General features: G+C 58.4%; 10 protein-coding genes. 2 read left to right on the top strand and 8 right to left on the bottom strand.

Translation table 11 applies throughout. The features are described 5' to 3' along the window. Nucleotides 1-101 precede the first annotated feature (101 nt). Nucleotides 102-386: a HigA family addiction module antitoxin gene (locus Thiosp_RS02745; RefSeq protein WP_201068806.1), complete on the top strand. Its 285-nt coding sequence runs from the start codon at nucleotides 102-104 to the stop codon at nucleotides 384-386. Here Thiosp_RS02745 and Thiosp_RS02740 read toward each other — a convergent pair. Together Thiosp_RS02740 and Thiosp_RS02735 are read right to left on the bottom strand one after the other, a co-directional pair. Then, nucleotides 337-1,059 (bottom strand): DUF4143 domain-containing protein, encoded by a 723-nt coding sequence (locus tag Thiosp_RS02740; RefSeq protein ID WP_201068807.1) that lies wholly within the window; start codon nucleotides 1,057-1,059, stop codon nucleotides 337-339. The genes Thiosp_RS02745 and Thiosp_RS02740 overlap by 50 nt on opposite strands. A 165-nt stretch (nucleotides 1,060-1,224) precedes the next feature. Then, complete coding sequence (locus Thiosp_RS02735; RefSeq protein ID WP_201068808.1) at nucleotides 1,225-2,649, bottom strand: undecaprenyl-phosphate glucose phosphotransferase; 1,425 nt, start codon at nucleotides 2,647-2,649, stop codon at nucleotides 1,225-1,227. Between the two features lie 580 nt (nucleotides 2,650-3,229). Here Thiosp_RS02735 and Thiosp_RS02730 point away from each other — a divergent pair. After that, on the top strand, nucleotides 3,230-5,581 hold the full coding sequence (locus Thiosp_RS02730) for a tetratricopeptide repeat protein (protein ID WP_323696810.1): 2,352 nt from the start codon (nucleotides 3,230-3,232) through the stop codon (nucleotides 5,579-5,581). Between the two features lie 56 nt (nucleotides 5,582-5,637). Here the strand turns inward: Thiosp_RS02730 and Thiosp_RS02725 are convergent, their stop codons facing one another. The 6 genes from Thiosp_RS02725 to Thiosp_RS02700 form a co-directional block, all read right to left on the bottom strand. Continuing rightward, nucleotides 5,638-6,936: a TIGR03790 family protein gene (locus Thiosp_RS02725; protein ID WP_201068810.1), complete on the bottom strand. Its 1,299-nt coding sequence runs from the start codon at nucleotides 6,934-6,936 to the stop codon at nucleotides 5,638-5,640. A 141-nt stretch (nucleotides 6,937-7,077) separates the two neighbouring features. Beyond that, nucleotides 7,078-7,827, bottom strand: a complete 750-nt coding sequence (locus Thiosp_RS02720) for a VPLPA-CTERM sorting domain-containing protein (protein WP_201068811.1) — start codon at nucleotides 7,825-7,827, stop codon at nucleotides 7,078-7,080. 130 nt (nucleotides 7,828-7,957) lie between these two features. Further along, the gene (locus tag Thiosp_RS02715; protein ID WP_242518925.1) at nucleotides 7,958-8,611 is read right to left on the bottom strand and encodes a VPLPA-CTERM sorting domain-containing protein; all 654 of its coding nucleotides are present in this window, start codon (nucleotides 8,609-8,611) and stop codon (nucleotides 7,958-7,960) included. A 1,035-nt stretch (nucleotides 8,612-9,646) separates the two neighbouring features. Next, nucleotides 9,647-10,468, bottom strand: a complete 822-nt coding sequence (locus tag Thiosp_RS02710) for an ExeA family protein (protein WP_201068812.1) — start codon at nucleotides 10,466-10,468, stop codon at nucleotides 9,647-9,649. A gap of 42 nt (nucleotides 10,469-10,510) precedes the next feature. After that, nucleotides 10,511-11,395, bottom strand: a complete 885-nt coding sequence (locus Thiosp_RS02705) for a CpsD/CapB family tyrosine-protein kinase (RefSeq protein WP_201068813.1) — start codon at nucleotides 11,393-11,395, stop codon at nucleotides 10,511-10,513. Between the two features lie 8 nt (nucleotides 11,396-11,403). Further along, nucleotides 11,404-13,185, bottom strand: a complete 1,782-nt coding sequence (locus Thiosp_RS02700) for a GumC family protein (RefSeq protein ID WP_242518932.1) — start codon at nucleotides 13,183-13,185, stop codon at nucleotides 11,404-11,406. Nucleotides 13,186-13,334 lie beyond the last annotated feature (149 nt).

Raw genomic sequence — 13,334 nt, 5'->3', positions numbered from 1 at the left:
TACCCAAAACTACTTTGGCTCCGCCAGCCTGTGGAGCGCGCAGCTGGCGGCCACGATGTTTTCCATCGTGCAAACCCTCGGGCTACCACTAGGAGGCCAACATGGTACAGATGCACAACCCCGCCCATCCCGGCGAAGTCTTGGGTGAATTCTTGCCTGATGGCATGAGCGTAACCGCCGCCGCCAAACGGCTTGGCGTGTCGCGCGTGCAGTTATCCCGTCTGCTAAACGGCCATGCCGCCATGACGGCTGAAATGGCGCTCAGGGTGTCGCTGCTGACTGGCACCAGCGCCGAATCATGGCTTATGAATCAAGTTCAATGGGATTTGTGGCGAATCAGTAACGAGCCGCCGCCCAAGTTGGAACCCATGGTGGCAACGCCCTAGGAGCCTGTTGGACGCTCCTGCGGATTTCCCACCCTGGAGTCGCATCCACTCCTGGTGCGATTTCATGTCGCTGTCGCGTGGTGCAGGCGATCCATGCGCGCGTGGCGATCTGGTCGCCGTAGAAGGCGCGCAGCTTGGCCAGTCCTCGGGTCTCGCGCGGGCCGGGTTGTTCGGTGAGTTTGCATTCAATGGCGTGCAGCGCGCCGTTGCGTTCAATGAGCAGGTCCACCTCGTTGCCCGCTTGGTCGCGCCAGTACCAGAGGTTGGCAGAAGGCTGGTGCCAGTCCCGCGAGCGCAACCACTGCGTGACGACATGGTTTTCCCACAGCGCGCCGGCTTCCCGCCCCGCCAGCAGGGTTTCGGCCGCGGCGAATCCAAGCAGATAGGCGGCTAGCCCCGTATCGGTGAAATTAAGTGGCCAGATAGCCCTGATACCAGCGCTCGCGATCAGGCAGGGTTTCTGCGTTCCGGCCCAAAGAGCGGGAAAACCGCCACGCCAGAGGAATTGCGCCCAGTCCGCGTGGTGTTTCACCAGCGGTTCGCGCGCGTCCAGGGTGGCGTAGCGATGATCGGGAAAGGTACGACTGAGCAGAGCGGTCTTGCCGACTTGGCGCGGACCGACCAATATCAGGGCTGGAAACTGCGCTGTCAGACGCTTAAGTTCCGGCTCCAATTCTCTTTCAATCCAGATGGTTGGCAAATTAACGCCGGGAAAGGGATATTGTCAAACCTGGAGGCCACGATGTCCGCGGCACAGCCCTCGCTCAATGGCGTTTCACGCTTGTTTCAGGAGACGGAGCCGCTTTGATGGGTGCCGGCAAAACAGTGTTCGAGGCGCTTAATAGGCATCCTTGTCAGTTATCACTCGAATTGTCGTCAGAAAGATGATCTTCAGGTCAAGCCACAGAGACCATTCGCGGATATAGTGCATGTCGTACTCGACGCGCTTGCGAATTTTTTCCGTGGTGTCCACTTCGCCGCGCAGGCCGCTGACCTGAGGCAATCCGGTGATGCCAGGCTTCACTTTGTGTCTCAGCATGTAGCCAGGTACAAGTTTGCGGTATTCTTCGCTGTGCGCGACAGCGTGAGGTCGTGGGCCGACGATGGACATTTCTCCTCGCAACACGTTCAGGAATTGGGGGAGTTCGTCGAGAGAATACCGGCGGAGGAATCGACCGACGCGGGTCACGCGCGGGTCATCCTTGGTGGCTTGGGTGATTTTTTTACCATCCTCACAGACTCGCATGGTGCGGAATTTCAGGACCGAAATGACTTGACCATCGCGGCCATAGCGCTTCTGCCGGAAGATGACCGGACCAGGCGAATCCAGTTTCACCGCAATCGCGATGATAGCCATTGGCAGAGCGCTTAGCAGAAGCGCAACCACCGTCAGCAAGAGGTCCTCAAGGGCCTTGAGCCAGCCATCAGCGCCATAAAACGGGGTCTCGCGGATGCTGAGCGTCGGGATCGAACCGAGGTAGATCCAGCGCGAGTGCAAGAGGTCGAATGTCAGAAAGTTCGGCACATAATGTATAGAGGCCGTGGTGTCCGACAGGTGGCGAATGAGCTCGGATATTCTGTTCTCCGCCTTGAGGGGCAGGGTAATGTACACCAAGTCAACAATACCCATCCGCGCCGCCGTAACAAGGTCATCGAAATCCCCCCGGCGATGCTCGTCATGGGTGCTTGCGTCTCCCTCTCTGTCGAGTTTGCGATCATCGTAAAGGCCGACTAGGCGGAGACCGAGACTTGGGTTGCCCTGAATCACACTGATGAGCTCCGTAGAATCGCTGACAGAGCCAGCAACCGCTACGTGCTTCATATTCCGGCCTGCGTTATATGCTTTTCTAGCCACTCGGATGCCGAGGTACCGCCACGCTAAGATGATCACAGGCACTAATACGAACCAGCTCAGCATGACTGCCCGTGCAAATTCGTAAGACGTTTTGGTAACAAAGGCAACCGCAATGAGAGTGGCCACCGTCGCCACCCAGGCGTTGATCACCGGCCAGACGAACCGGCTTGCGTGCTGCCCCCGCCAACTGCGATGGGCCCCGGCTGGTCGCGCATAAATGTTGAAAATCAGAGCTCCAAGCAGGGCAGCCATCCAGTAATTGATGCCCCATCCCGCATCAAACCGACGCGTCAGCCCATTCAACGCGACCATGATCATGGCGGCGTCGGAGATCCAGAAAAATAACGACACGGCTTGAAATTCAGCCAGAATAGGCCTTTTGCGAGCGGAGGGGAGCTGTGCATCCATGCTAGAAGATCATCTCTGGTGAACTCGGTTGGCGCTGGCGCCATTCGCCACAGCGGTTTTCAGGCATTTTGGGAGAAATGAGGGGCCGACCATACCGGAGCGCAGAGGCTACGACACAGGAGCTTGGGTCGCCGGGAGTCGAGACGCCCCATCGGTATTTGGAGAAATAGAGCACAAAAATAAGAATGCCTCACAAAAAAATGCGTTTCAGCATCTACCGGCACTTGATTCAATGCCCTGCTAGCCTTTCACCCACTTACGCGCATCATCCTACCAAAGGGAAAATCAGAAACCTTGCACTTGCTTGCAGGTGCGAACAGCGAAATCAGCGGAGCGCAGCCCGAATGAGGTCCTAGACGCGTTTCCACTCATCCTGGACAGTTTAGGGATTTTTCGTCATTCTTGAGCACTGAATCCACCCTGGCGCAGAGCGGGTGGCAATTTGGGCACGATGGCCTGATCTGTCACCCTGTTCTTAGCGTCTGAACCCACCTTTAAGGATAGCTCATGATGAAAGCCACGATGCAAAAAGGTCCCTCGGCTCCATACGCCACGCTGCCCCCCCCCCTTGACTGTGGTGTTGTCCGTACTCTTGGTCGCGGTCGTGCTCTCCGGTTGCAGCGCGGAAGATACCAGCGCCCGCTATTACCAGCGCGGCATGGCGCTGTTTGACGAAGGTAATTTTGAGAAGGCGCAGCTGGAATTCAAGAACGCCTTGCAAGTGGAAGGGCGCGATGCGGGGTCCTGGTACATGCTTGGCCGCATCCAGGAGGAGCTTGGGGAGTGGCGTAAGTCCTACGGCAGCTACTCGCGCGCAGTGGAGATTGATCCGAATCTGATCGAGGCGCGGGTGCGCAAGGGTCTGCTGTTGCTGGCGGGCAATCAACCCGAGGATGCCCTGGCTGAGGCGGAGGCGGTGCTGGCGCTTGACGCTGAGAATGCCGGGGGGCTGATGCTGCGCGGGGCCGTGGCCCGCCGCCAGGGCGATCTCGGCGCCGCGGTGCAGGATGTGGAGGCCGCGCTGGCGATCGACCCTGAGCAACGCGAGGCTTTGGCCTTGATGGCGCAAATTCGCCTGGCGCAGGATGATCCTGCCGCGGCGACCGCGCTGCTTGAGCGAGCCCTCGCCGCCTACCCCGATGACCTGGAGCTCCAGCTCATGCTCGGTGGCGTCTATGAAAAGCAGGGGGAGGTCGAGAAGGCGACCGCAGTGCTTGAGCAGATTGTCGCGAGCGACCCAGAAGAGCTATCCCATCGGTTGCGCCTGGCTGGCTACCTTGCGCAGCACGAGCAGATCGACAAGGGCGAGGCGGTGCTGCGCGAGGCCATCGCGCTGACGCCGGATGAGAGCGCGCCGAAGATTGCCGTGGTGCGTTATCTGGCTCAAGTCCGCTCACCGGCAGCGGCGAGCGAGGCACTGAGCGAGATGATTACCCAGTACCCGGAGGAATATGACCTGGGGCTCGCACTAGCCGAGCTGCGTGCGCAGCAAGATGACATTGAGGGCGCGCGGAAAGCCTATGAGGACGTCGCCGAGCGCGCCGGATTGAACGCAGCCGGCCTCACCGCACGCTCCCGCCTGGCGACCCTCGCGGTGTCCGAGGGCCGCCTTGACGATGCCTTGGCGCTGGCCGATGAAGTGCTGGCAGAGGAAAGCCAAGACGAGCAAGCCTTGCTGGTGCGCGGCGCTATCTCGCTGGATCGTGACAATACCAACCAGGCGTTGGCCGATGTGCGCACCATTTTGCGCAACCGCCCGGAATCCCTGCCGGCGATGCGCCTGTTAGCGCAGGTGCATTTAGCCAAGAACGAGCTGCCGCTGGCGCAAGAGGCGCTGAGCAATCTGATTGCCGCTGCGCCTGATGATCCGCGCGCCTACTTGCAGTTGGCCGAGGTCCAGGCCAACAGTGGCAACCTCGAGGGTGCGAGAATGACGCTCGACGACCTGCTGGCGAAGGTGCCAGACAGTGCCGAGGCGCAGAGTGCGCTCGCCCGCATACAGCTCAGCAACCGGGATTGGAAGGAGCTCGGCAAGACCGCGACGCTGCTGCTCGAGCAGCGCCCGGACCATCCACTTGGGCACTATCTGAAGGCTCTCAGCTTGCAGCAGCAGGATGATCTTGAAGGTGCCAAGGCCGAGCTGGAAAAGGCCTTGGCCATTGCACCGAAAGCACCGGAACCGCGCCTGGCACTGGCGCGCGTGCAGATGGCGCTTGAGCAACCAGAGGCGGCCGAGGCGACAGCCAAGGCCTTGGTCGACGATTTGCCGACCAGCATTGCCGCCGCCGAGCTATTGGCACAGATCCAGAGCGCGCGCGGGCAGGACCAGGCGGCTGCTGAGACCTACCGTGACATCATCCAGCGGCATCCGCAGTCGCCCACCGGATATCTGGGGCTTGCCAGTGTACAAGACCGCGGTGGTGATCTTGACGCCGCCATCGCCACACTCGAGCAGGGCGCGGATGCCACCGAGCGCAATGCCTTCCTGCTCTACAATCTCGGCAACCTGATCCAGAAATCCGGCGGTGATGCCATTGCGGTCTATCAGGAGGTGCTCGACAAAGCGCCGAATGCCGATGTGGTTGCCAACAATCTTGCCATGATGCTGCTGATGCAGCCCGATCTTGACGAGGCCCAGGCCGCGCGTGCGTTGGAACTCGCCAAGCGTTTCGATGACTCCAAGCAGCCAGTGTTACTCGACACCCTCGGCTGGGCTTACTACAAGAATGGCGACTACGCAACCGCGCTCGCCACTCTCACCCAAGCGGCACAGCTTGATGACCCCTTCCCGGAGCTGGAATACCACCTCGGTATGACCTACCAGGCCCTCGGTCGCACCAGCGAGGCCCGCGCGGCACTTGAGCGCGCGCTGGCCGATGGCAGCCCCTTCCCCGGTAGCGAGGAAGCACAGGCGACCCTTGAGGAACTCTAGTCGCGCAACTCTAGCCGAGCAGCTCTAGTGAGTCACTTGGCCGCTCCGCCGCATCCTCACGGGGACGCGGGCAAAATGCGGTAGACGGGCGCGCCTTCCACCGGCAGCTCCAGCACCGCCGGCGCGGCCCCTTTTTTCACAAAGGTGCCGCGCCCCTCGTAGGGACCGAGCGGGTCGAGCGCGCTCTCAAGCCGATAGCGACCTGGGGAGAGGGCATAGGTTGTCAAGCGCCAGTGATCGCCCTCCGCATCATCCTCGCCGGCCTGGTATTCAAGCGCATAGCCGCCGTAGGGGCGCGCGAGCGGCTCGCCGATGAAAATGCCTTGCCCAGGCATGGCCACGCTTTTCCAATAGGCCTCGATCGCGGTCGCGCCATTGAGGTAATTGGCGATCAGCACCGCCGGACTGGGAAACTTTGCCGGAAAGTTACACGGTTCCACCACGGCGCCATAGCTGGCCGTCGCCCCCGCCTCCAGCCAGCGCAGCGCGCTCATTTGCCGGGAGCCCGTCAGCACGCCGCCGCTTGAGGTCACATGATCGGCAATGGCCCCTGGCAGATAGGTATTGGTGTCGATATCCGGTACCCGCACGAGCCCGGTAAAGTAAAACAGCACGTCCGGGCGATACCGGATGGCATTGGCCTCGACTTGCTCCAAACGCACGATGGAACCAAAGCTGCCGATGACGCGCTGATACTGTCGTGCGCGCACATTGCGGGCCGCGTCATCGGTGCTGACCAGGTAGCCCGTCCCCGCTGGCCGCGTCTCATCCGCCGCGATACCGCGATCAATCAGCGCCTTGACCTCATCGAAGCTTTCCCCCGCCAAAGCCATGGTCGGTCGCCAGCGGTAGTCATCGTAGGGCGCCTGACTGTTGGTGGCGAAGTAGGGGCTTGGTCGGGTGAGATTGCACTCATCGGCACAGAAAGCCGGGTCATAGCCCACCGCGAAGCCGGTGGTGATCGACATGCAGTCAACCCGGTAGGGTTCGGCCCATGTCAGGGCGTAGGCTTGGACCTGTTCGGGCGTTTGTTGTTGGACTTGGCGGTAGACCTCGGCGAAGGCCTCGGCCTTGATCACCGGTTCGGGCGCTAGGCGGATGTGGATTTGATTCGCTTCCGGAATCTGACGACGCTCGGCATAGTAGGCGCCGATGTGGCGGCTGAGCGGATCGAGATCGTTGATGATCAGCCCGAGTTCAGCCGGGCTTAGGTGCTGACGCGGAAGAGTGATCGAAAGATCACCGTCTCCGCTTGCTCGGGAACCGGGTGTCAGTGCAAGTAGCAGCAAAAAATGCAGGGGGACGCGCGCATTTTCCGAAAAGCTGAGGCAGCTGGCGGTTGGTATCAATTTCAAATTCCAATCCACAGCTAGGTCAAGCCTTCTGAAGGGGTCAAGAAAACTGCCGCATCTTATTGAAAAAAAATACCCCCGTGCTTTCGCACGAGGGTATGTTGGCCTTTAGAAAGGCGCTGCTAAAAAAATCGTCTTTCGAGATCAGGCGACTACCTGCTTCCGCTTGCGCATTGCGCCCAGCACGCCCAAACCACTTAGGAACAGCCAAGCGGCTGCTGGCAGAGGAACGGCGGTTTTACCCATTGATACGGCATCAAGCGTAAAAGCATCGTTTAACCTGTAAGTAGCACCATCTGCTTTTAGACTTTCCAGCTTGACTATCGCATTATTCAACACGGTATCAAACTTAATCTCAAACACATTTACTTCTTCGTTATCCCATCCACCTGTAAACAACTGCTCGGCGAAAATGGTACCACCGTCAGCCGACATGGCCGTGATTTTGAACTGCGTTCCCGACTGGTCAGCCGCGTCACGGATTGCAAATGCGACCATATCAAACCCAGTTGCGCTATTGACGTTCCATTGTATTCCGCCCTTGTCGTTTGAATTAAGCGCTTTACCTTGGTCGTTAGGGAAAATGCCGTATTGACCGTTAATTGAGTAGTCGGTTAGAGCAATTTTCTCACAGTTGTCAGAGGCTTGGCAGGTGGTTCCGCTGCCAGTACCGCCCAACCCGTAGAAGTCGCCAACGGGGCTGCCCCAGCTGTTGTTCCATGGCCCTTTAACATATTTTTCCTTTTCAAAATCCTCAACGGTCCCACCGGCGGCTTTGATAGCGGTGAAGTATGCACCATAATATGGCATTTCTGTGATAATAGCCGCAGCATACGCATTGGCACCGGTCAAGGTTGCGAGCGCTAGGCCCGCTACAAAGATAGATTTTTTCATCGTTCTACACCTCTTGCAGCCGTCAAGTCTATTGTGTTAGCTGGTATTGCTCTAAAACGAGCCATTGTTAAGCCTACTGAGAAACACTGCCACCGCAAGCACTCATTGAGTGCATAATAAAGATTGTCGTTCAGGCTTTGCGGCGACGGAAGCCGACGAAGCCTAAGCCGGCCAAGGCGGACATGAACAAGGGTAGCGCCGCAGGAATTGGAACGCTAGAGACTTTGGCACTGATTTTCACACCCATGTCGTCAAAGTCTTTATCATTGCCGGCACCGCCATCCGAGAACCACAGAACCAGGGTATTGCCCTCGTCGTACGTTTGCGCCCAGAAATACGGCGCGCTATCACGCCCTTCGGCATTGGATACACTCCCTTTGTCACCTGCGTCAGCAAGAAACTGAAAACCGAAACTTCCGCCTTCAATGCTCTCCGTGGCCCCAACTTTTGATCCCTGAACGGTGAAAATAGACTTCCAACTGTTACCGTCTACTGCGGAGAAATTGAACTCATTGTTCCAACTCGCCTCCTTACCGAGGTACTCCAAGGTCCAAGTTACATCAGACGCATTCCCATACCAATTGACCTTGGCCCCGACAACGCCAACTTCTCCCTCATATCCTTTACCAGCACCGAACCCATTTGGGTTGAAGCCATTGTGCGGCAGCTCTGTGCTGTACGTCAGTGTGTTCGCCGTTCCGCCTTCTATCACGAACCCGGCCGAAGCGGCCATAGACGCCGCGAGCATCATGCTACCGATACTATAAGAGACTAAGTTTTTCATGATCATTCACCTGGTGGAATTTAAGATATTGTATTCGTCTATAAAAATGCTTAGATGATCAAGATTTACCCAGAGTAACAGTCTAACATTTTGATATTAAGAAAATACGCTTGTTTGGCGCCGCCGCCCAAGCCCCAGCAGGAGCGCCAACGCGGAGCCGAAGAGGACAAATGCAGCTGGAATGGGCACTGCTGTCGGGCCGGGACTCGGCGGGCTGCCGGCGCCGGCTGTTCCACCCCCTGTGGTCTCAGCTGCAATTGCCTGATCTGTGTCGCTCTGATACAAAAATGTCTGCTGGTCTCCGCTATGACTCGCGCTGGCCTGACTTGCGCTCGAATTATTGCTGCTGCTCGATAACCCAGTCCATAACAGGGCACCGTCTCCAAGAGGGCCATACTGGACGTTGCTGCTCTGGCCGAGCTTGCTGTTGCCACCATCAGCGGGCGCTGGACTCTCGCTTGGCTCCGTCGCAAACCAGATCGACTGCTGGTCGTCGCTGTTTGTTCCGTCCCCCCAACCTGGGCCGTCCGGAAGGGGGCAGGACTGGAACGTAAAATTGTTGCTCAGTAAGTCAAAGTGCTGACTAAAGCGCGATATACCGCCTAGAAAAGCGAAGTGGACCTGCGGCGCGCTCCCTGCGTGGCCAAAAGCGGCTTGGCTCAAAGCGCCCGAAGCAGGACCCGATGTTTTATTGCTGCTGCTGCCAGAACTGTTATCGGCGTCCCCGTCCGTCAGGAGGATTGGAGCCAGCCTTGGCACCACCGCGACACTCGCAGCTGCTAAAACAGCCGTCGTTATGAGCAGGAGTTTGGTCTTTTTCATCGCAAGACTTTGCACTTAGCGCTTTCGCTGCCGGCAATCACCCCAAAAATATACTCTTATGCACAATCATAGTGACGCTGGTCACATTTATCAATGCCATTCGTCGGATGACAGAGGTGCAGAGTGCGATAAAGGCTTTCAAATAACGTCCATAAAAGCTATATAAATCAACTATTTGCAGACGCTTTGTTCGGGTCAACGCCACGGACTGCGTCAGACCAGGCCGGCAGGGTCTCCCCCGGTGCGATCCTGAATGACGGTCTGCACCAGGGGGGCTTCGATCGTTTTCGCGCGCTCCCTGAAGCCGTAGACCAGCGCCATGTCGCAGAGAACGTTGATGAGACGCGGGACACCGCCCGAGTGCTGGTGAATCAGGGAGATTGCCGCATCGGTGAATATCGCCGGATTGCCCCGCGCGTGTCTGAGGCGGTAGCGGATGTAGATCGGCGTTTCCTGCTCGGTCAGCGGGTTGAGGTGGTAGCTCACAACCACCCGCTGCGCGAGCTGCTGCAACTCGGGCCGTTCCAGTTTTTCCTTGAGCCCGGGCTGCCCGACCAGCAGGAGTTGCAGCACCTGGTCTTTGTCTGCATTGATATTGGAAAACAGGCGCAATTCCTCGAGTGTCTCGATGGGAAGATTCTGCGCTTCGTCGACAATCAGGATTGTCCGTTGGCCACGGGCATACTCGGAGATGAGAAAGTTCTCCAAGGCCTCATGCAGCTCGACTGACTCTTTGCCCGTGTAGTCCTGGCGAAAGGCCAGCAGCACCCGCTTGAGCAGGTTTTCCTTCATGTTGGCGGTGTTGGTGATCAGACCAACAGTGACACGATTCGTCAACTGATTGAGCATTTGGCGAACCAGCGTCGTTTTACCGCACCCGACATCACCTGTGATGACGGCAAGCCCCGCCTTGCTGACCACCGCGTACCCTAGCAGCGAATAGGCCATGCGGTACTGACGACCTGGGAACAGAAAGCTCGGATCCGGAAGCAGGGAGAAAGGCCTTTCCTTGAATCCGTAAAACTTGTCATACATGTGGGCCGCCTAAGTCAACTGCGCGCTGCTTGGTTTTTTTCGCTAATAGTACCCGTCGCCGGCCGAGCCGCCGTCAGCCTTGTTCAGCACCACGCCAAGGATGCGCTTCCCATCGAGTAAATTCCATGCGCGCCTGAGGTCATCTCGGGTTGTTCCGCTAGCCTCGACCACGAGCATGATGGCGTCGATATAGGGGGAGAAGGCCAGAACATCGTCGCCGGTCAGCAAGGGTGGCATATCAAACAATACGATACGGTCAGGATAGCGCGTCTTGAGTTCGGTGACGAGACGCACCATCCGCGGTGTGGAGAGCATCTCCGAGGAATTGGTGAAGGAGCTATGCCCTGGCAAGATCACGAGACGCTCGATACTCGGATTTACCAGGATCTCAGCGAGTTCATGTTGTTCGAGGAGGTAGTCGCTGACTCCAGGCAGATCCTCGTCGGTGAAGTAGCGAATCACAGATGGGCGGCGCAAGTCGAGATCGACGAGGAGTACGGTCTGATTGACCTCCCGAGCCAGGCTGATGGCGAGGTTGATGCATGTGAGCGTCTTGCCACAACCGGGTCGCGGGCTGGTGACCGCGACGGCATTCCACCCGTTGGGTCGAAGCCGCTGCAGGATGCGCGTGCGCAAAATATTGTAGGCATCGACAATGGGGCTGCGGGCTTCATTGATTAACACGCGCTTTGCGCGCAGCCGTTCGTAATTAACGCTCAGGTTTCGCGTTTTTGTATAGGAAACCTGCACACCGCTGCTGTCGTCCTCGGCCTCTTCGACCTCGTCATCTTGGACATCGGCTTGCAGATCGGCTTGCAGATCGGCTTGCACGTCAGCTTGCAGCGCCGACAGTTCGGTGCCGTCATCCAGGCGCGCAGCCGCGCGCTCAGCCCGAGCGCGCTCTAATGCCTCTTTTATGCGCTCCATGGCCGATATCAGCGCGCGCTAGGTGGGGCGGTATTCAACAGACCTGCCCGGTCGAGAACCTTGAACCAGGCGACGTCAAGCGGCATTACGAATAAATGCACAGCGCCTGTTACCAATGTCACAGCAAGAATACTGCCGAGTATGAGCTGCAACCTCTGCCTGTTGCGCCGGCGGATATCGGCTTCGGTCTCGATGAAGGGGATCACAGCCAAGGGTGGGGCCATGATGATCATCTCCATGTCACGGACGTCGTGCACGCTTCTGTCCAACGCCTCGCGCAACGCGAGATTGCCGACGCCTCCGCCAAACGCAAGCACCAGCCCAAGGAAGGCGATCGCGAGCCGGTTCGGCTTCGCCGGCTGCTCAGGCAATAGCGGTGGCTCGATGAGGGAGAAACGCTCCCCTTTGCGCTCGGTCTCCATCGCCTCGCCGAGTTCGGCTGCCACCAGGCGCTGCTTGACCTCGCTATAGGTTGCCATGGCATTTTCATGGTCGCGCGTCAATGCCTGGTACTCTTGCTCGATTCTCGGGCCCTTGGTGATGCGCTGCTCCAGCTCGGCAAGCTTGGTGCGGGTCTCCTCGCGAGATTCCTGAAGCGAGCGCAGCTCCACGTCTGCCGAGTGCAATTGGGCCTGGAGTTGAACGTAGGCGGGATTATCAGCGTCGGACACGCCTGCTGGATCAGCTGAACCAGCCTTCCTTGCTGTCGCGAGCTGGCGTTTGGTAATCGCGATGGCACTGGTCAAGGCTTTGACGTCTGGATGCTCGTTCGAGTAGCGCTTGCGCAGATCCGCCAGTTCCTCCTGCTGCGCATCCAAGGCCCGCTCGAGCCCTGCCGTGACATTCGCGGATTTCCCGACTTGCTGGCGCAGGGTGGCGATTTCGCGTTCAAGGCGCATGCGCTCAGGATGCTGGCTCGAATAACGCGCCGCCACCTCCGCATACTCCGCCTCGAGCGCCTTCAGCCGATCCACCGGCCCGAGCACGCGTCTGCCATCGGAAGAGAACAGCTCGCTGTAGGGATCGATCTGCGCGAGTTGCCCTTCCAGATAGATTTTTCGCTCCTGCAGGGTGCGCACCGCCTGTTCGGTGTCGCGCAAATGATCCTCAGTGCGCTGAATCAGTTGCATGTTGAGCGCTTTGAGCTCCGGCAGACTATCGCCATGCTTTTCTTTGAACTCCGCCAACTTCGCCTCGAGCAAGGAAAGCCGATCGGCGAGCTTGTTGGCCTCGTTTTGCAGGAAGACTGCGGTCTGTTTGGCCGATTCCTGACGGTCTTTCAAATTCTCGCTGAGAAAGAGCGAGGTGATGTCGTTGGCGACGCGCTGCGCCATGGCGGGCGACTCGCTCTCGAAAGACAGAGAGAAGGCGATGGTCGCTTCACCTGGGCGACCACTACGGGGATCGATGACATCGGCGCTGATCATCTCGAGCTTGATATCTTCGCGCATCTGCTCGACGGCAGAAACCAGACCGTAGCGCTGCATCAACTCCGGATAAAGATGATAGCTTTCAATGAGCTTCCCGAGATTCTCGGTGGTCATGACCCGCTGGCTGATGGTCTGCACCCGTTGGTCAGCGAAGCTGGTGACGGTCGAGCGAACCAGTTCGTCAGGGATCTCTTGCTGTTCGATCAGAATGGTGGCCGTTGAGCGATAAGTCGGCGGCAGCAAAACCGCAGTGATCATGGCGATCACCGACAGCACGACCACGGGGATGATGAGCTGCCACTTGCGGCGCTTGAGGATCGCAATGTAGTCGTCGAGGCTGAGCGCATGCTCTTCCATCATGTGGGGAGCCGAGGACCCGGGCGAATCTAACACCTGAAGCGCAGAGGGGGTTGCCGAGGCAACTGCAGGATTCCTTTCACTGTCGGTAAACATAAACATAAAGGCAAGGGTCCGATGCGGCCATTAGGAAAGCCAAGCCCAGGGGGCGA

This window comes from Thiorhodovibrio litoralis, from assembly GCF_033954455.1.
Taxonomy (GTDB): domain Bacteria; phylum Pseudomonadota; class Gammaproteobacteria; order Chromatiales; family Chromatiaceae; genus Thiorhodovibrio; species Thiorhodovibrio litoralis.
Note: the sequence above shows the minus strand (reverse complement) of the source record. Positions and strands in the feature narration are given on the sequence as shown.